The sequence below is a fragment of the Candidatus Polarisedimenticolia bacterium genome, assembly GCA_035764505.1.
In the GTDB taxonomy this organism is placed as follows: Bacteria; Acidobacteriota; Polarisedimenticolia; order Gp22-AA2; family AA152; genus AA152.
Map to the genome: position 1 here is coordinate 39,417 of DASTZC010000081.1, position 18,316 is coordinate 57,732.

Annotated in this window: 15 protein-coding genes and 2 tRNA genes; 4 read left to right on the top strand and 13 right to left on the bottom strand. The window is 66.3% G+C overall.

The genetic code is table 11. The features are described 5' to 3' along the window. Positions 1-11: 11 nt before the first annotated feature. From VFW45_05585 to VFW45_05600, 4 genes are all read right to left on the bottom strand, one after another. Complete coding sequence (locus VFW45_05585) at positions 12-1,352, bottom strand: M48 family metallopeptidase (protein HEU5180242.1); 1,341 nt, start codon at positions 1,350-1,352, stop codon at positions 12-14. Between the two features lie 17 nt (positions 1,353-1,369). Next, positions 1,370-2,401, bottom strand: coding sequence for a sulfite oxidase (locus VFW45_05590; protein ID HEU5180243.1), 1,032 nt, complete (start codon positions 2,399-2,401; stop codon positions 1,370-1,372). Positions 2,402-2,414: 13 nt separating this feature from the next. After that, entirely contained in the window at positions 2,415-2,798 is a 384-nt protein-coding gene (locus VFW45_05595; GenBank protein HEU5180244.1) for a hypothetical protein, read from the bottom strand. A 140-nt stretch (positions 2,799-2,938) separates the two neighbouring features. Next, on the bottom strand, positions 2,939-6,664 hold the full coding sequence (locus VFW45_05600) for an FAD-dependent oxidoreductase (GenBank protein ID HEU5180245.1): 3,726 nt from the start codon (positions 6,662-6,664) through the stop codon (positions 2,939-2,941). 434 nt (positions 6,665-7,098) lie between these two features. Between VFW45_05600 and VFW45_05605 the strand changes: the two genes are divergently transcribed. The 3 genes from VFW45_05605 (at position 7,099) to VFW45_05615 (ending at position 9,779) form a co-directional block, all read left to right on the top strand. Then, positions 7,099-7,398, top strand: a complete 300-nt coding sequence (locus VFW45_05605) for an RNA-binding protein (protein ID HEU5180246.1) — start codon at positions 7,099-7,101, stop codon at positions 7,396-7,398. A gap of 165 nt (positions 7,399-7,563) precedes the next feature. Further along, the gene (locus VFW45_05610) at positions 7,564-7,905 is read left to right on the top strand and encodes a hypothetical protein (GenBank protein ID HEU5180247.1); all 342 of its coding nucleotides are present in this window, start codon (positions 7,564-7,566) and stop codon (positions 7,903-7,905) included. Between the two features lie 179 nt (positions 7,906-8,084). Then, the gene (locus tag VFW45_05615) at positions 8,085-9,779 is read left to right on the top strand and encodes a hypothetical protein (protein ID HEU5180248.1); all 1,695 of its coding nucleotides are present in this window, start codon (positions 8,085-8,087) and stop codon (positions 9,777-9,779) included. A 153-nt stretch (positions 9,780-9,932) separates the two neighbouring features. Here VFW45_05615 and VFW45_05620 read toward each other — a convergent pair. The 3 genes from VFW45_05620 to VFW45_05630 form a co-directional block, all read right to left on the bottom strand. Next, a tRNA-Asp gene (locus tag VFW45_05620) sits at positions 9,933-10,010 on the bottom strand. Between the two features lie 46 nt (positions 10,011-10,056). Then, positions 10,057-10,131 (bottom strand) — tRNA-Val (locus VFW45_05625). A gap of 107 nt (positions 10,132-10,238) precedes the next feature. Beyond that, positions 10,239-10,772: a Mut7-C RNAse domain-containing protein gene (locus VFW45_05630; protein HEU5180249.1), complete on the bottom strand. Its 534-nt coding sequence runs from the start codon at positions 10,770-10,772 to the stop codon at positions 10,239-10,241. On the opposite strand from VFW45_05630, the gene VFW45_05635 reads away from it, so the two are divergent. Continuing rightward, the gene (locus tag VFW45_05635) at positions 10,755-11,534 is read left to right on the top strand and encodes a carboxypeptidase-like regulatory domain-containing protein (protein ID HEU5180250.1); all 780 of its coding nucleotides are present in this window, start codon (positions 10,755-10,757) and stop codon (positions 11,532-11,534) included. The two genes, VFW45_05630 and VFW45_05635, sit on opposite strands and share 18 nt — an antisense overlap. On the opposite strand, the gene VFW45_05640 is transcribed toward VFW45_05635, so the two are convergent. From VFW45_05640 to VFW45_05665, 6 genes are all read right to left on the bottom strand, one after another. After that, positions 11,535-12,734, bottom strand: coding sequence for a VWA domain-containing protein (locus VFW45_05640; protein HEU5180251.1), 1,200 nt, complete (start codon positions 12,732-12,734; stop codon positions 11,535-11,537). After that, on the bottom strand, positions 12,731-14,242 hold the full coding sequence (locus VFW45_05645; protein ID HEU5180252.1) for a tetratricopeptide repeat protein: 1,512 nt from the start codon (positions 14,240-14,242) through the stop codon (positions 12,731-12,733). Before VFW45_05645 ends, VFW45_05640 begins: the two co-directional genes overlap by 4 nt. 21 nt (positions 14,243-14,263) lie before the next feature. Continuing rightward, entirely contained in the window at positions 14,264-14,998 is a 735-nt protein-coding gene (locus VFW45_05650; protein HEU5180253.1) for a pyridoxine 5'-phosphate synthase, read from the bottom strand. A gap of 14 nt (positions 14,999-15,012) precedes the next feature. Next, complete coding sequence (gene glmM, locus VFW45_05655; protein HEU5180254.1) at positions 15,013-16,386, bottom strand: phosphoglucosamine mutase; 1,374 nt, start codon at positions 16,384-16,386, stop codon at positions 15,013-15,015. A gap of 88 nt (positions 16,387-16,474) precedes the next feature. Further along, positions 16,475-17,743, bottom strand: coding sequence for a dihydropteroate synthase (folP, locus tag VFW45_05660; GenBank protein ID HEU5180255.1), 1,269 nt, complete (start codon positions 17,741-17,743; stop codon positions 16,475-16,477). Positions 17,744-17,796: 53 nt separating this feature from the next. Next, positions 17,797-18,316 (bottom strand): cell division protein FtsH (locus VFW45_05665; protein ID HEU5180256.1); only part of this gene is annotated, 520 nt, incomplete at its 5' end.

Consider the following 18,316-nt stretch of genomic DNA (forward strand, 5'->3'; position numbering starts at 1 on the left):
GTAACGGAGGGTTAAGGTGCGGGGTTCGGAGCGGACCGCGGCGCCTCGCGCATCTGCTCGGCCTTCCAGCGCATGGCCATCCGGATGCGGCTGCGCCCGCTGGGATGGTCGAAGAAGATCGCTTCCTCCAGCGGGCCCGGAGCCAGCTTGCGGTATTCGCCGAGCTTGAGGGCGATCTCCGCCGCGCCCTCCGGCTCGCGAGCGGCATTGAGGGCGAACAGGTCGGCCTCCGCCTCGTCAACGCGCGTCTGGGTGTTGATCACGGGGGTGAGGACGAAGAAATAGACCGCCAGCAGCGCCGACAGGAGAGGCATGCCGGCAGGGTCCGCGACGCCGCGGATTCGCCAGCTCCGGCCGAAGCCGCGCAGGACCCGGTCGAAGGACCAGCGCAGGAAGGCGAAGCCGGCGACGATGACGACGGCGAAGAAGAGAATCCCTTCATAGACGTGGTGCAGGGCATAGTGCCCCATTTCGTGTCCCATGACCTCGCGGATCTCGGCGCGCGAGCAGCGGTTGAGAAGGTTGTCGTTGAGCGAGATCCGCAGCGTGCCGAGGAAGCCGCTGACATTGGCGCTCACCCGCTTGGTCTGGCGCGAGGCGTCGACCTGGTAGACGTCGGTGGCGGGGATGCCGTTGGCGCGCGCCAGCGACAGGATGTCGTCCCGCAGCGCGGCGTCATGGAGCGGCGTGAACTGGTTGAACAGCGGCGCGATGAAGACCGGATAGATCAGGGTGAGGAGCGTGGAGAAGACCAGGCCCACGGCGGAGCCCCACAGCCACCAGGTCCGCGGCGTGCGCCGCAGCACGCCGTACAGGACGGTCAGCGCCGTTCCCCCCAGGACCAGCCCCACCCCGAGCCCGATCGACGCGTCCTTCATCCAGGCGGCGAAGGTCATGTTGGACATGCCGTATTGATGCTCGCGGAAGAATCCCTCGTAGAGCGTCATCGGAAACGTCAGGAGGGCGGAAACGAGGATGTAGACCAGGGAATAGAGGAGGGCCTGCAGCCAGAAGCGTCCGGTCCAGCGCTCGATCCGATCCCGAAGCGCGGCCGACAGCCCCGTGGCGAGGAGCAGCCCGGCAATTCCGACGTTCAGGAGGAAATCCCACAGCTGCAGCCAGTAGCCTCCCTCGAAGTAGGCGTCGGAGCGCCGGCGCTGCTCGGGAGTCAGCCGGGCGAGATAGGCTTCGGTCTCGGCTTCGGGATCGAAAGCCTTGGGGCCGGCCGGAGCGGGCTGCGCTGTCGGCTGCGTCTGCTCTGAAAGGGGTTCCAGGTTCGCGGGTGCGGGCTCGCTCGTTCCGGCCGGCGGATTCGCAGCCAGCACGAGCAGGGCCGACCCGAGAACCAGCACCAAAGCGGCGAAGCGCCTCAGAGGATCTCCACGCGAACCTGATGCACGACGTTGTTGCCGTACCCCTGGGCGTTCCAGGACGATTCCATGGGCTGGCCTTGGCCCGAGGCGTCGGTGGCCCGGGCCATCAGCAGGCAGTGGCCCGGAGCCGTGAAATTCCACGAGAGCTTCCAGGGGACCCAGGCATGCTCGGAGACCGCCCTTCCGAGGGCGGCCTCGCACCAGCTCTTCCCGCCGTCGACGCTCACCTCCACGCGCTCCACCCGCCCGTCGCCCGACCAGGCAGTGCCGGCAATCTCGGTCACGCCTCGGGGGAGCCGGGTCCCCTCCGCGGGGCGGGCGATGACCGCCCGGACGCGCATGGTGGACACCGGCGTTTTCTCCGGGGTTCCGTGCTCCCGCTCGTAAACATATTTCTCGTCCTGGAAGTGGCCCGAGAAGGGGATCTCGAGGAGCCGCACCTGGGTGAGCCACTTCACCGAGGCGACGGCGTACCAGCGGGGCACCACGAGCCGCAGCGGGGCCCCGTGCTCCACGGTCAGAGGCTCGCCGTTCATCTCCCAGGCCAGCAGCGTGTCGGGATGCCGCGCCAGCTCCATCGGCAGGCTGCGCTCGAAGGCGACGATGCGGCCCGGCGCCACTGCGCCGCGATCGGCGCCGACGAACAGCGCCTCGACCGCGGACCCGCGGACGCCGCTGCCATCGAGAAGATGGTGCAAGGACGTTCCGGCGAAAGAGGCGGTGCCGGCGGCCCCGAAGCCCCAGCGCACTCCGGGTACCGGAGGCTCGAGCCGCGTCCGCCCGTTACCGGCACACTCCAGGGTGGCGGTAATCGTGTGCCGCGGCAGGGAGCGGACCTCGGATAAGGACCAGGCGCGGGGCCTTTCAATCGCCCCTTCGACCGAGAGATGGTGTCCGGCGGCGTCGAGCCGCGGCATGTCGAAATGGGAGCGGACGTAGAAGTTAGCGGTCGGGGTGATCTCGCGTGCCATCTCCGCGAGCGGGGTTTCGGCGTTGAAGGGGCGCTCTTCGATGGTGACCAGCTTCATGCGGCGGCGGGTCTCATGCCACGGGCTCCTCGGTGAAGGTCACGTCTCCCTCCTCGCCGTCGAACTCGGGACCCAGCCTCGTCTCGAAATAGCCCTCGTCCACGAGCTTGCGGGTGCCGGGATGGGCCTGGATCACTTTCCAGAGCCGGTCGGTAGGCGACTCGCTGCCGCAGCGGCGGCAGAGCCAGAGGATATACCAGACCCAGCGGTGCCGCTGCGTGAACTTCTTGCGCCGGCGGCCGAAGAAAAAGGACCGGTACTCTCTGGCCTTCGGCGGAGTGTCGTGCCGTCCCACCGCGAAGGGAAGACGCACCGGGGCCGGTGCCTCGCCACACAGGCTGCAGGCCCGGGACGGCGCCGCGGAGGCGGACGTACCGGCCCGCAAGATCTCTTTCACGGCTCTCCCAATCCTCTCGAGAGATCGAAGCGCCCGGCAGCGCAAGGATCCCGCACGCTTGAGACGAAGGCATACCGGAGAGTCGAGCTGTTGGCGTGAGTCTAACCCAGGGTCTGGGGGATTCTCAACCACCGACCGGCTCAGACGCGCGGGATGTCGGACAGCTTGAAAAGATGATCGAGGTAGAGGTTGGAGAGCTTCTCGGCGACGGTGTTCGCCTTCAGTCGGGCGGAGAGGTTCGGGAAGTCCACCTCGTCCAGCGGCTGGTCCTGATTGAAGCAGGAGAACACCGGATGGGTCTCCTGTCCGGTGGCCGGATCGACGTGCTTCTGCAGACACTGGGCGCAGATCTCTTTCATCATGCACTGCATCGGCGAATTGATCGATCCGATGGCGATGTGATCGGGCTTCAGATAGGGGGCCAGGACTCCCTTGCGGGCCTCCTTCACCGCCGCCATCATCCGGTCGGAGCCGATGGCGATCAGGCGCGTCGCCGAGGAGAGCGGCACCAGCGTTTCTCCCAGCTTCCCCTGGGCATACTGGACCATCGCCTGGACGATGTTGCCGCGGAAATGGAGATCCTGCGGGCGCCGAGGCTCCACCGCGGCGCCGGCGTCGGTGCTCCAGATGACCTGGTCGGTCGAGGCCTCGATCTCCTCCCGCTTGAACAGGTCCTCCCCCCGCTTGTAGCCTGCGAAGTAGAGCACGCGGCAGCCGTTGTCGCGCAGCGCGCGCGCGATGGAAAACAACACCGCGTTTCCCAGTCCGCCGCCCAGCAGCAGGACCGGCTCGTCCTTCGGGATCTCGGTCGGCGTCCCGGTCGGCCCCATCACCACCACCGGGTCTCCCGGCCGCATGGCGGCACACAGACGCGAGGAGACCCCCATCTCCAGGACGATCAGGCTCAACAGCCCGGCGGCGGGATCGGTCCAGGCGCCGGTGAGCGCGATCCCCTCGGTGCTCAGCCGGGCGCCGTTCACCTTCGGGGAGCAGGCCTCGAAGCTCTGCAGCCGGTAGAACTGGCCGGGGTGGAACTTCCGGGCCGCCAGCGGCGCGCGCACGATGACCTCGACAATGGTCGGCGTCAGCCGCACGACTTGGTGAACCTTCGCGACGAGCTCCTCGTCGAGCCGCTGCACGAGCGAGCCGAAGGCGTGATCACGCTCCTGCTGCGCCGCGGGATCGAGCTGAGCGATCTCCTCCGCGAACAGCCGCACCACGTGGGGGAAGCCGTCCTTGGCGGAAGCCATCGCGCGCACCACGCTGCCGGCGTAAACGGGATGGTTGTCGCCGTAATAGGAGACCAGCCGGCCTTCCTTCTCGTAGGAGGTGAAGAAGCCGGTGCCGCTCTCCACTTTTTCCAGCTGGATCCGCCCATCGGCGCCGCGCTCGGCGCGGTGCGCCTGGAAGAACTTCCCCTGCGGGTCCTTCATGAAGGTCCCCGGGTGCTCCTTCTCGTAGGTGATGTTGGGCGTGGTCCCGGCGGCCACCATGAGGCTGCGGCAGGCCAGGGTCAGATCGCGGCCCGAAGGGGCGAACCTGCCGCCGCGCTTTTGCATGACGTGGAAGCGCAGCGCCCGGATGGCGCCGTGCTCGTCGGGTATCGCCTCCACCGGATCGAGGCATTCCGCGAAAGTGATCCCTTCCTCGAGGCACTTGGCGACCTCTTCATGGTTCAGGCGGTATGCGGGGGAGTCGGTGAGCGATTTGCGATAGGCCAGGGTGACGCCGCCCCATTCCTGCACCAGGCCCAGAAGATTCGGGACTTCGCCCGCCGCGGCGGCGCGCCTGCGTTCGGCCCGCACCGCCCGGCCATGCTCCAGGAACTCGCGCAGCGTCGCCGCCTCCTCCACATCCAGCCGGGACCAGACCGCCTGCTCGCCTTCCTTCCCCGCGAGGACCTCGAAGCGCTCCAGCGCCTTCTCGACCTGCACCGGGTAGTAGGCGGCCAGCTCGGTGGCCGTATCGATGGCCGTCAGTCCGCCGCCGATGACGACCGCCGGCAGGCGCACCTGCAGGTTGGCCAGCGAGTCGCGCTTGAACGCCCCGGTGAGCTGCAGCGCCATCAGGAAATCCGAAGCTTTGCGAATCCCCCGGATCAGGTTGTTCTTCATCTCAATGATGGTGGGACGGCCCGCGCCGGCGGCAATTGCCACGTGATGGAAGCCGCGCTCCCAGGCATCCTCCAGGGTCAGAGTGCCTCCCAGGCGGACCCCGCCATAGACCCGGAACCGCTCGCGGCGCATCAGCGTCAGATGCACCAGCGTCAGGAAGTTCTTGTCCCAGCGCACCGTGATGCCGTACTCCGAAACGCCGCCGAACCCGGCCAGGATGCGCTCGTCGAGCTCCGAGGAGATGGACGAGAAGTCGCGTATCGGCTCCGGGGGCGAGCCGAGCGAGCCGATCCAGGTGGCGGGCAGCGGCTCGATCTTCAGCCCGTCCACCGCCACCACGCCGAAGCCTTCGTTCAGCAGGTGCTGCGCCAGGGTATAGCCGGCGGGACCCATACCGACCACCAGCACATTCTTGCCGTTGTAGGGAAGCGCGTAAGGGCGGCGCACGTTCAGCGGGTTCCAGCGCGTCAGCAGTCCGTAGATCTCCACTCCCCAGGGAAGATGCAGGACCTCGGTCAGGACGCGTGTCTCGATCTGCGGGATGTTCACCGGGTCTTGCGTCTGGTAGATGCATCCCTTCATGCAGTCGTTACAGATTCGATGTCCGGTCCCCGGGCACATCGGATTGTCGATCATGACCAGGGCCAGAGAGGCGATCGAGTCTCCGTCGCGGCGCAGGAAGTGCATCTCCGAGATCTTCTCGTCCAGGGGGCAGCCCTTCACGGGGACGCCGAGAGGGTTGATCTTGAAGTGGCCGTCTTTCTGAATCCCCTTCGAGCAGGAGTCCTTGTCGCGCTCGTGGCAGAAGACGCAGTAGTTCACCTCTCCCAGGACCTCGCGGGCGTCCATGCGTGCATCGGTGAGCTTGAATCCATCGCGCCGCCGCAGCTGTCCCGGAGCCGCGGTCATGAAGGGCTCGTCCGGGTTTTCCATGGGCCGGGAGGTATGGACCAGGTGCTCGAAATCGAGGGCATGCGGGAAGCGGAAGGAGACCCAGTGGGCCACCTCGGCGCCCCGGGCCGCGTCGAGCAGCCGGGCGCCGCACCATTCCTCCAGGATTTGCAGCAACCCGCGCGCCGTCTTCAGGTCGGAGTCTCCCGGCTCCCCCTCCACGCGCACCAGCGCCGCCAGGCGGGGCGGCGGATCGGCGATACCCGAGAGGCGGGCCCTGAACTGACGGGCACGCGCGACGATGTCGGGACGCAGGACGGCACCCGCTTCGACGGCTCCCGCCGACAGAGCAGCTTCGAGGTCCATCAGCTCGCAGGCGAGGCCCGCCAACGCCAGCTCGGCATCGGGGCTTTCCTGGATAAGCCGGGAGACACAGGCGCTCACCTCTTCATGGTGCAGCAGGGGAAGGTGCTCCGGCCGGATGTTCTTCTGAACGCGCCGGCGCAGGAAGTCGACCTTGAAGCGGAAGATCGGATCCTGCTCGCGCGTGGCGCTGCGCAGTCCGCGCATCGCCTCTTCGATGCCGAACAGGCGGCCCAGGAACTCGCTCAGGTGGGGAGCCATGCGGACGAGGAGTTCGGAGAGCTTCTTCGGAGGCGTCGCATCGGGCGCGGCCCGGTAGGCGCGCCACTCCTGCAGCAGGGCAGGATCCGAGGACTCGACACCGGACTCGAAGCGCTGCGCGAGATCGCGCAGGCGATCGGTCAGGAAGAGATCGTTGAATTGAAAGCCCGGGATACCGAGGCGGAGCTCCGAGCCAGCCGCCAGGGTGGAGCCCGAACGGCCAGGTTCGGTCTGCATGTCACCCGCTTCTCGAGAGGTCTTTGGAGAAACCCGCACGGTCGGTTCTCCTCCGACCGCGGTGGGTCATTCTCCACACGTTCTTCGCGGCCGTCAAGCCGGATGCCGGCTTAAAAAAACTTAATGTCCGGAGGGATCTGTTTCAAGCCGCAAGGTTTAGTCACCCTCACGCGGGAGGGGCAAGACCCCTTTCCATGATCCCGGCTCACACCTGTACACGAAAATAAGCAGTGTCGGGGCGATTACGTTAGAAACCTTGTAACCGCAGGATTTTGAAGGTCTTTTATGCTGTAATCGCAAAACTTTGCGCCGCCAAGATGCTTGACTGGACCCCTGATCTTTTGTGGTATATTCGGCCCCGCTGTGGGCAGCTAAAGGAGTTCCTTCAGTCTGTTCGTTCTTCAAATGCAAGGCCTTTCGAGCAGGAGCGTGGCGTGAGGATCTACGTCGGGAATCTGTCGTACCAGGTCACGGATGATGAGCTTCGCCAAGCCTTCGAGGCTTTTGGCCAGGTTGCATCCGCAAACGTGATCATGGACAAGTTCAGCGGGCAGTCCAAGGGATTTGGCTTCGTGGAGATGCCCTCCAAAGAAGAGGCCGAGTCCGCGATGCGCTCGTTGAACGGGAAAGATCTTCGGGGGAGGGCGCTGAACGTGAACGAGGCGCGTCCTCGACCTGCCGGAGAAGGAGGGGGAGGAGGCCCGCGACGCAGCGGTCCGCCGCGCGGATACTAGATCCCGACCGGGGCGAATCCCTCCACGGAGAATCCGAAAATACTCCTGCGGGGAGGCCGAAAGGCCTCCCCGCTTTCGTTTTGTACCCCGAATAATCCTTGACCTGCCTGGAACTTGGGGGTATATGCGAGGCAAATGCGCTTCGGGGATTCATTGGGGGGAAATATGAGAACCCGCAATCCTTATCGATTGATCGCCGTTTCGGCCCTCCTGCTGGCTCTGTTCCCACCCTTCAGCACGGGCGACGCCTTCCTGGACCTGGGGGACCGGGACAGCTCCGGAAAGGGGGTCACGACTCCGCCCGCAAGGGCTGCCGCCAGCATCACGACCGATGCGGGGATGTGCGTCCAGTTCCTGTCGGTCTGGGTTCCGGCCCAGGGAGGACAATACATGGTCGGTGTGAGCTTCGCGTATCGCGACATGGATCGCGACGGCCATTACACTCCGGGAACGGATAAGCTGGATGTCTGTGTGAACTGCCTGGATGCCTGCGGCTGGGGACCCTGAACCTGCTGCTGCATATCCGCGAACCTGGCATTTCCCTCATTGACCTTCCCATCCAAGCTCGTTACCCTACCCACATGAAGCGCGCGTGGCATCCCATTTCCAGAGCGAGCTGCGCCGGACGCGGCGCCGGCGGCCGCATTCGGACGCTTGCCGGCGCAGGAACGCGTCGATTCGCCTCCATGGCGCTGTTGCTCCTGGTGGGTGCCATCCATGCCGGTGCGGCTTCCGAAGCCCCGGCCGGGGAGCCCGATCCGGCCACCCGCCTGCGCGCCGTCCTCCTGGGAGGAAACGGCCAGCGGATTCTCTGCCCCGGCTGTCCCGCCGAGCCTGCGCTGCGCTTCGATCCCGACACCGGACAGGCGACCGAGGTCCCTCTTCCTTATGAAAGAGTCAATGCCCTGGCCCCCTTTCCCGGCGGCGACCGGCTTCTGGCGGCGACTTCCTCCGAGAAAGGGAAGCGCAGCCAGCTCCTTGTTCTTTCGGCGGCGAGCCTGGCCCCCCTCGGGCGCGTCGAGATTCCAGGCAACGGAGAAAGACTCGCCGTCTCTCCCGACGGCTACACGGCCTATGTCATCAGCCATCGTCCCGGCAAAGGAGACGAGGCCGATCCGAGCGAGGGAAACTGGGACCTGCTGGCGGTGGATTTGGGGAAGAGCCAGGTGGCCTCCACCTATCGTCTTCCCTCCGCGGGCTACGATGTGACGCTGTCGGCGGACGGGAGCCGTGCTTTCGTAGGGCTGGACGGCAAAATCCAGAGCTTCACGACCTCTCCTCTGACCGCGTCCTGGTTCTTCCGATCCCCGGGACGCAACTTTCGGATACAGGTTCGCCCGCGCCAGGGGCACATTTATTCTCTGCGGGACGCGCGCGTCGCGATCTTTCCCAAGGAGCCACGCAAGCCGGCCGAAGGGGAGCAGGCAGCCCGCGAGGACGACGCTTCGCGAGTCCTCGAGCCCCCCTCTCACGTGGACCGGTTCGGTTTCTCGCCCGACGGAAGATTCGCGGTGGCGGCGGGACGCGGTCTCGACGTCCTGGTGATCATCGACGCGACGAAGGGAAAGATTGCCGGCCTGTGGCCCGAGGAGGATGTGCAGGTCAGGACGCTTCTGGCGCAGGTCGACGCGGCGGAGAAGCCGAAGGGGCCGCGCGGCAAGCTGGTTGCCCAGGACAAAGGATATGCTCCGCCCCTTGGCGGCAGCGGACCGCAAGAAGAGCCGCTGCGCCCGGTCGCCGAAGGCGGGCAGCCATCCGACGGCGTGTCTGCCTCGAAGACATCTCCCACCTCGGCCAGCGGCCAGACAAGACCTTCCCAGCCGGGACTTGTCTCTGACCCTTCGGCGGCACCCGCTACCGCGAAGAGCGGGATGTTGCCGGGTGACACTCCCGGTGGGCCGGCACCGCCGGTCCCGGCAGGCGATTCGAAGAGCCCGCCGGCACCTGCCCGGGATGAGATCAAGGCCTCGGCTCCAGGGATGCGGGCATCCGACGGCTCCACGGCGCAGATCACCGACAAGCCCGTGGTGGTGCCTCGGGAGGTCACCAGGCCCCGCGCGGTTTCTCCGGAAGAGGCGGCGCTGGAGGAGGTGGAGGCTGCCCAGCTGAAGGGACAGATCGCGGGAGATCTTTCTGCCGTGGCCTGGGTTGTCCTCTATGGCCCCGACAGCATCACGAAGGAGAAGGGGCGCGTGGCGCCGGCCCCCGACGGGAGCTTCTCTTTCGATCTGCCGCCGCGCGGCAAGTACCGCATTCTCCTGGCCGCCAAACCGGGCTTCACGCTCGTGACCCGGCCGGTTTTCCAGACCCTGGATGTCGGCGAGTATGGATACTCCGGGGTGGACTTCAACGTCATCAGGTCAGTGGCAGTTTCCCGCTAGATCGCTTTCATCCGATTTCCGAAAACAGCTTCGCGATCACGGACAGGGAGGCAGGGTTCGTTCCTAGCCCAGATGTGGGGAGATCCATTCCGGCCAGAAATGCCGGGAAGGTGGAATCAGCGACAAACCGTCAGGCTTTGAAAGTGGCTGGAATGGCGGGGCCGACGGGACTCGAACCCGCGACCTCTGGCTTGACAGGCCAGCGTTCTAACCAATCTGAACTACGACCCCGCAAGACGACTCAGGCAGGCTGACCTCTTCGCACCAAAGGCAGATTTGGTGGGCAGTGCGGGATTCGAACCGGCGACCCCCTGCGTGTAAGGCAGGTGCTCTACCGCTGAGCTAACTGCCCCCCAGGGCCGTCCCGTCCCTCTTCCGGGAGACCACGGCGGAAACGCCGCTTTCTACACTGTTTCGGTCGAAAAGGCGGGTCATTCTAGCCTCGGCTCCGAAGAGGTGTCAAGGCTCGTCCGGGTCCGCCACTTTCCTGAGGCGGCGTCGGATTCCCCTGACATGGGTGGCGCTCCAGTAGACACGCCGGCACTCAGGACACTCCAGAAACGAGGCTTGGGTCTGGAAGACGTAGGGAGGAACCCGGCTCTTCGCCAGGGCCCGGTCGAGCACCAGCATCGACTTGTTGCAGACGGTGCACCGGGTGCCGGCGGCCGGGAAGGCGAGGCTTCCGCCTAGATACGGCAGCATCTCCTCGAGCTGCTCTTCCAGAGCGTGGCTGTGAATCAGGATGGCGTCGCGGGCGGCCCGGCGCTGGACGAGACGGGTATCGCGCGTCAGGATCCTCCTTCCTTCACGCCGGGCGAAGTCCACCAGCTCCTCATCACGAATGGTTCTGAAATAGGCGACGTCATGCCCCAGAAGCCGCAGCCAGCGCGCCAATCGGCCGAGCATGCAGTCGGCCGCGAAGCGCTCCGGAGCTTCTTTGACACCCTCGGGAGCGTGTGTTAGCTTCGAGTTCCGATGGCTTCGCGAGCTCATGATTCCAATCCAAGAAATCGATCCCGGGCCGGCTTCCTCGGGGGCTTCGCGCTCGGCGCGGCCCTGACGCTCGTCCTTGCCGACCCCCTCCAGGCTGCGCTGCTCGGAAGGATTCGGGGGACGATCAAGGATCTGGCCGGCGGCGCGGTCCCCGGAATCCTGGTGCGTCTCAGCTCTCCCCAGCTGGGAGTGGTCGACGTCACCAACACCGACGGCAAGGGGGTCTATGGCTTCTCCGACCTGGAGGCGGGGAGCTACAACATCGAGGTGAGCGGCTCCGGCTACCAGAGCCAGATCAAGAAGGGGATCGTCGTCCAGCCCCCCTTCCGCAACATCGTCGATTTCACGCTGCCCGCCGGACCGCTCCTCGAGGGGCAAGGCTCGCCGGTCATTTACGAAGCCCCCACCGGCGAGGTGGTCCTGAAAGAGGTGGTCGGGACGATCACCGACAAGGACAAGCGACCCATTCCCGACGCGCTGGTCAGCCTGGTCAACCCCGCGACCGGCGCCTCCTTCCGGGTCCAGACGGGGCGCGAGGGGAAGGTCAAGATCGATCAGGTGCCGGTGGGCACTTACAAGGCGCTGGTCGCTTCGCCCGGCTACGTCACGATGGAGCTGAAGCCGGTCTTCGTGACCAAGGAATGGGGGCTGGTCCTGAACCTCTCGCTGGTGGAGTACCCGCTGCGCTTCCAGGGACGTCCGACCGATTTCATTCCGGAGGAGCGTCCCGTCCCGCCCGATTACACCCCGCCGTCGCCCTGATCACTTCGACGCCTGGGGCGCCCCGCCGAGGGGCCGCCGCACGGCGTAGTACCCCTTGCGCGTCCGGATGTCCAGGCTCTTGTGCTGCGGCGAGGTCAGCTTGATCTTGCGCCACTTTCCGTTCCAGTCGTCGTTCGACGGGGAATAGGCGATGTAGTACTGGCTGCGGAGCTCCTCGGCGATCTGCTGATAGACCTCTTCAAGATCCTCCACTTTCCCGGGGAAGAAGGCCCGCCCCCCGGTCTCCTCGGCGAGGTTCTTGAGCACGGAATGGGTGGCGACGTCGAGGAACGACACCCCCAATCCGATGGAGAAGATCATCACCTCGTTCGTCTTGGCGGCCTCGAGCACCCGCTGGAAAGAGAACTTGCTGTTGGTGTCCTCGCCATCGGAGAGGATGACGATGGCGCGCCGGCCGGTGCGGTCCTTCAGCTTGCGGAAGGCGGCGTAGACGGCGTCGTACAGGGCGGTGCCTCCTTCGGCCGTGGTGCTGTCGATCGCCTCCTTCAGGGCCTTCCGATCGTCGGTGAAATCCTGCAGGAGGAAGACCTTCTCGTCGAAGTCGATGACCAGCGCATGGTCCTCCGGCTTGAGCGAATCGATGAACTTGCCGGCGGCGATGTGGACTTTGTCCATCCTCCCCTGCATGCTGCCGCTGCTGTCCAGCAGGAGACACATGACCACCGGCTTCTCCTCGCGATTGAAGTCGAGGATATTCTGGACCTTGTCGTCCTCCTCGACCTTGAAGTCCTCGCGCTTCAGGTCGAGGACGAAGTGGCGGTCGGTATCCTGGGCGGTGGCGAAGAGGACGACGCGGTTCACGTTGACCTGGTAGTTGAGGAAGACGCGCCGGGTGATCACCGTGGCGGTGACCGTCACCCCTTCCTTGTGGGTCGCCTTGGCCTTCAGCACGTAAGAGCGCGGGTCGGTGCCGAAATCGTAGAAGCAGGAATAAGGCGGCTCTTTGTCGATGAAGATGAGCTTGTCGTCCACGTAGAATTCGACCTTCTCGACCGCCGAGGGATCGGATGCTTTCACCTCGGCGGTGATCTCCGTTCTACCGAGGACGAACTCATTGTTGGCGGGCGAGGTGATGGCGATCTCGAATCCCTTGCGCTTCGATTCTTCCTGGGCCCGCAAGGGGGCCAGCGACAGGAGCACCACCATCATGCCGAGGATGCGCCATCCGCGGCCCCTCACGGCGTGACCTCCGATCCGGTGAGGACCTGCAGGAGTCGCCGGACCTTTCCGGCTTTCTCCTCGGGGGAGAGGTCGAGGTACGACTGGTAGGCGGCGCGCGCCTCCTGCGCTTTTCCGAGACGAAAGAGGCTGTTGCCGAGGTAGAGATAAGGAAGCGGGTCTTTCGGGTGCTTCGCGACATATTTCTGATACGAGGCGACGGCCGCATCATCCTGCCCGAGGGAAGCCTGCGCCACGCCCAGGTTCAGCAGGGAGCCGGGCGGACCCTCCTCGCCGACATCTTTGAGGATCGCGACCGCTTCGGCGCTGTGGCCCGCCTTCATCAGGTAATAGCCCAGCTTGGCGCGGGTGGCCGCATCGGGGTTCAGCTCCACGGCGCGGCGCGCCGCCTCGACCGCCTTCTCGCTCGCTCCCGCGCTGGAGAGCAGCGATGCAAGATCCAGGTAGGGGCGCGCATCCTGTGGCGAGGTGCTGATGGTGGCCAGCAGCTGTCCCAGCTTCTCCTGGGTGGCGAGGTAGTCGGCGTGGGCCGTTTCCAGCTCCTTGCGACCCTGCGCTTCGCGCAGGTCGGTCTTGAGCGCTTCTTCGAGTGTCTTGATGGCGCCGGGAAGATCCTCGCGCGCCACCTGCAAGCGCGATTTGAGCAGCCAACCTTCGTGGCCGCCCGGATCGCGCACCAGCCCCGCCTCGATTTCCGATTCGGCCCGATTCAGGTTCCCCTGGTCGAGAAAAATTCGCCCCAGCGACAGATAGGGGAGCGGATCGGAGGGGGCGATTTCCTTGCCACGGTTGATGGCGGCCACCGCTTGATTGATCAGCCCGAGACGGCTGTAGGCGATGCCGAGGCGGCTGTAGCCCACGGCGAAATCGGGCTTCACCTGGATTGCTTTGAGGAACAGCTCGATGGCGTCGTCCAGGCGCGCCCGCCGCAGATAGAGCTCGCCCAGGTTGGCGTAGGCGTCGGGATAGGCGACGTTGATCTCGAGCGCCTTGCGGTACTCCTCGATGGCGCGATCATCGTCCCCCTGCGCTTCATAGACCTTTCCCAACCCGTCGTGCGCCGCGGCGTAGCTTTCCTGAAGCGTCAGGGCGCGCAGGTACTCGGCTTTGGATTCGGAGAGATCCCCCAGCTTCAGGTAGACGTCGCCGAGCGCGATGTGGGCCTGGATGTGGGAAGGCTCCAGATCGAGGGCGATTTTCAGCGGCTCGAGCGCCTCGCCGTACTGCCGGTCGGCGGAGAGCGCCAGCCCCAGGTAGAAATAGGCGAGGAAGGAGTTGAGGGAGAGATTGGTGACCTGGCGCAGCTCCTCGATCGCCTTCTTGTAGCTCCCCTCCTTGTAGAGCTTCATCGCCTCGGTCTGCAGTTTGAAGGCGGTATTCCGCGCCGCCATGGCGGTCACGGCGGAGGCAGGGGAGGGCAGGGCTCCGGCCAACGCGGCGGCGATCAGGGCGGCGGCGGCCCGGCGGAGCCGGCGATTGGGGTTCAGGTTGTCGGGGGGAAGCCCCATGGAGCAATCACCTCGCCCCCATTATGGGAGAGGCAGGCCCCGGTTTCCAGGGAGGAGGTCCTTCATCTCCCGCACGGCGCGCTCCATGCCGACCAGGGCGGCGCGGGCGATGATCGAATGCCCGATGTTCAGCTCCTCGATCTCCTCGAGGGTTGCGATCGGGTGCACGTTGCGGTAGGTCAGGCCGTGCCCGGCGGCCACGCGCAGCCCGAGCTTGCGGCCGGCGCGCGCGGCGTTCATGACCTTGGCCAGCTCCAGGGAGCGCAGCTCGTCGGTCCGGGCGGCGGCGTAGAGCCCGGTGTTGATCTCGATCACGCCGGCGTTGATCTTGCTGACCGCCTTCAGCTGATCGAAGTCGGGATCCACGAAGACGCTGACCGTCAGGCCGCTCTCGCGCATCGCCGTCACGATGCGCTTGAGGTGGTTCTGGTTCAGGATCACGTCCAGCCCCCCCTCGGTGGTGATTTCCTCGCGGCGCTCCGGCACCAGGGTGACGCAGGCCGGCTTGACGGTCGCGGCGATCTTGACCATCTCCTCGGTGGCGGCCATCTCCACGTTCAGGCGTGTCTGGACCGTGCGGCGGAGCACGTCGAGGTCGCGCTCCTTGATGTGGCGGCGATCGCCCCGCAGGTGCACGGTGATCTGGTCGGCCCCGGCCAGCTCCGCCAGCGCCGCGGCGGTCACCGGATCGGGCTCGTCCGTCCGGCGTGCCTCGCGCAGCGTCGCCACATGGTCCACATTGACGCCCAGTCTCATGCTCGCTCTCCTGATTACGGTGTTGACGATCCGGCGCCGGGCCCGCCCAGCCGCGCGGCCACCAGCTCCTTCAGCTCGGAGGCGGTCCGGGAGATGCGCGATTCGTCCTCGCCTTCCACCATGACCCGCAGGATCGGCTCCGTCCCGGAATAGCGCAGGAGCACTCTGCCGGCCCCGGCCAGGTCGCGCTCGGCCCGCTCCACCGCTTCGCGAATTTCCGCCACGCTCTCCAGCGGCGGCTTCGAGGCGACCCGCACGTTGTGCAGCACCTGCGGACAGCGGGTCACCGTCGAGGCCCAGGCCGACAGATCCATTCTCCGGCGCCGCAGCAGGTCCAGAATCTTCAGCGACGTCAGCACGCCGTCCCCGGTCGTCGCATCGCCCAGGAAGATGATGTGGCCCGACTGCTCGCCGCCCAGGCTGAAGCCGCCTCGCAGCATCTCCTCCAGCACGTACTTGTCGCCCACCGGCGCGCGCAACATGCTGATTCCCAGTGCCGCGAGGGCCTTTTCCAGCCAGAGATTGCTCATTACCGTCGCCACGACGGTGTCGCCCGCCAGCTTCCCGGCCTCTTTCAGGTCCAACGCCGCCAGATAGAGGATGAAATCGCCGTCCAGGGTACGGCCCGAGCCGTCGAGCAGGATGACGCGATCGCCGTCTCCGTCGTAGGCGAACCCGATGTCGGCCGACTTGTCACGTATCATCGCGGCCAGGGCTTCCGGATGGAGCGAGCCGCATCCTGCGTTGATGTTCTTTCCGTCGGGCTCGTTTCCCATCACGAAAGATTCCGCGCCGAGGCGCGCGAAAATCTCGGGGGCAATGGCGCAGGTGGCGCCATGCGCGCAATCGAGCGCGACGCGCAGGCCGGCAAAGGGACGTCCACCGCCCACGCTGCGCGCCAGGAACCCCAGGTAGCCTTCCAGGAGATCCTCGGCCCCCGCAGGGGGCGGAGCGGCGCGGCGCGGCGGGTTGAACCCCTCGCCCAGGATGCGCTTCTCGATCCCGAGCTCTTCCGCGTCGGGAAGCTTCATGCCCTGGTGTGAGAAGACCTTGATGCCGTTGTCGCGGTACGGATTGTGGGAGGCGGAAAGGACGACCCCGGCGTCGAACCTGCCGGAGACCGTCATGAAGGCGACGGCGGGAGTGGAGACGACTCCGGCCAGGCTCACTGCCGCTCCGGCCGACCCGAGGCCGCGGGCCAGGGCGGCCTCGAGCCCGGCCCCCGATTCGCGCGTGTCCTTGCCGAGCAGGACCCGCGGGGCATCGATGCCTTCCTCCTCGCGCAGGGTCCATCCGAGTGCCAGGCCGATGCGCTCCACGGTGGCCGCGTCGAGCGGATATTCGCCGGCTACGCCGCGGATGCCGTCGGTTCCGAAAAGATGGCGCATCGAGCTCCCAGCCGCGGTGCGGCGCCTCTGTTGCACTCAGGCGTTTCGGGGATTGCCGGCCACTCACGCATTGAATTGACCCGGTAGTCTACCACTTCACGGCGCGAGACGCGGCAGGGTGAACCGCTTGCTTGTCGCGCCGTCCGCGGCCTCGAGCCTCCAGCGCCGAGTGCCGGACGGCCTGCACGACGCGAAGCACCGCGACGGTCGGCGCGATGTCGTGAACCCGCAGCACCGCCGCCCCCTGCATGGCCGCCACGGCCGCGACCGCCAGGCTGCCATACAGCCTCCGGTCCTCTCCTTCCCCGAGAATCCGGCGAAGAAAAGACTTGCGCGAGGCCCCGACGAGAATGGGACAGCCGGTGGAGTGCAGCGCCCGCAGGTAGTGCAGAAGGAGGAGATTGTGGACCGCGGTCTTGCCGAAGCCGAGGCCGGGATCCACCAGGATCGACTCGGCCGCCACGCCCGCGACGCGGGCTGCACGCACGCTTTCCTGCAGGAAGCCAACGACCTCGGGCACCAGGTGGCGGTACCTCGGCTTGCGCATCATCGTCCGCGGGCGGCCGCGGATGTGCGAGAGGATCAAGCCGGAGCGATGCTCGGCGGCGATCCCGGCCATGGCAGGATCGAAAGTCAGTCCGCTCACGTCGTTGATGACCGAGGCTCCCGCCTGGACCGCGCGCCTGGCAACCTCTGCTTTGGTCGTGTCGATCGAGATCGGAATCCGCAGCTTACTCCGGAGGGATTCGATCACCGGCATCACCCGGCGCAGCTCCGCGTCCACGGAGACCGGCAGGGAGCCGGGACGGGTCGACTCGCCTCCCACGTCGATCATGGCGGCACCTTCTTCCTCCATCTGCAGGCCACGCGCGATGGCGCGCCGCGGCGTGGCCCATCGCCCTCCGTCGTGGAACGAATCGGGGGTCACATTGAGGATTCCCTGGATCAGGCATTCTTCTCTCAGGCGCAGTGTGCGTCCGGGAAGCTTCCACAGACGATCTTCGCGGCGCGCGGCGCGCAATGCCTGGAGGATTTCCGCCGTGAGCGGGACCTCGGAGTCGGCCTTTCTCTCCAGCTCCTCCACGAAGGCGGCGCGAGAGAAGGGAGGCAAGCCGGCGGAAAGAGAGCTCTCGGAATGCCGGGATTCGCTCCAGCCGCCGCAACGCCGGACCGCTTTCGCGAGACGGCGGGCGTCAACAGGAGAGATTCCTTGAAAGCGCAGGAAAAGGCTGATGGTTCCGTGGTCCGGGAAGGTGGGGGCCAGCCCGATCGCCGCGGCGCGCAGAGGATTGGGTGGAGAAACCAAATCCTCCAGCAGGACGAAGGTCGGATTGCTCTTGTTGCGGGGACGCGACACGGGTGTCGCTCGAAAGGACGCGGACGTTGGGATGAATCGTGAGCTGTCGGACCTTATCCGGGTTGCTTCAGGGGATCGGTGGAGATGACCGGGGCCTCGCCGCGGCCATCCCGCGCCCTCTCCGGCTCGGGTCGGGTCGGCGTCTCGGGCGACGGCCGGCGCGGGCGCCGCTCGCGCTGCGGAGCAATCTCCTCGCCGCGCATGGCCCGGAGAACCTCCTCTCCGTTGAGGACCTCGTACTCCAGCAGGGCGCGCGCGATGCGATGCAGCGTGTCGGCGCTGGTGGAGAGGATGTCGCGCGCCCTCTCGTAGCCCTCGAGGACCAGGCGCTTCACTTCCTTGTCGATGAGCGAGGCGGTGCTCTCGCTGTAGTCCTGGTGCTGCGCGATCTCGCGCCCGAGGAAGATCTGCTCCTCCTTCTTGCCGAAGGTGAGCGGGCCCATCGTCTCGCTCATGCCCCACTCGCAGACCATGCGCCGGGCCATGTCGGTCGCCTGCTCCAGGTCGTTGCCGGCGCCGGTGGTCACCTTCTTCAGGTACAGCTCCTCCGCGACCCGCCCTCCCATCATCACG

Coding starts and splice junctions, on each gene's coding strand:
- VFW45_05590 (HEU5180243.1), bottom strand. CDS start 2,401: ATGAAGCTGGTCACCATCGAAGAGCGCCCCTTCAACGCCGAAACCCCG.
- VFW45_05600 (HEU5180245.1), bottom strand. CDS start 6,664: ATGCAGACCGAACCTGGCCGTTCGGGCTCCACCCTGGCGGCTGGCTCG.
- VFW45_05610 (HEU5180247.1), top strand. CDS start 7,564: ATGAGAACCCGCAATCCTTATCGATTGATCGCCGTTTCGGCCCTCCTG.
- VFW45_05615 (HEU5180248.1), top strand. CDS start 8,085: ATGGCGCTGTTGCTCCTGGTGGGTGCCATCCATGCCGGTGCGGCTTCC.
- VFW45_05635 (HEU5180250.1), top strand. CDS start 10,755: ATGGCTTCGCGAGCTCATGATTCCAATCCAAGAAATCGATCCCGGGCC.
- VFW45_05630 (HEU5180249.1), bottom strand. CDS start 10,772: ATGAGCTCGCGAAGCCATCGGAACTCGAAGCTAACACACGCTCCCGAG.
- VFW45_05645 (HEU5180252.1), bottom strand. CDS start 14,242: ATGGGGCTTCCCCCCGACAACCTGAACCCCAATCGCCGGCTCCGCCGG.
- VFW45_05650 (HEU5180253.1), bottom strand. CDS start 14,998: ATGAGACTGGGCGTCAATGTGGACCATGTGGCGACGCTGCGCGAGGCA.
- glmM (HEU5180254.1), bottom strand. CDS start 16,386: ATGCGCCATCTTTTCGGAACCGACGGCATCCGCGGCGTAGCCGGCGAA.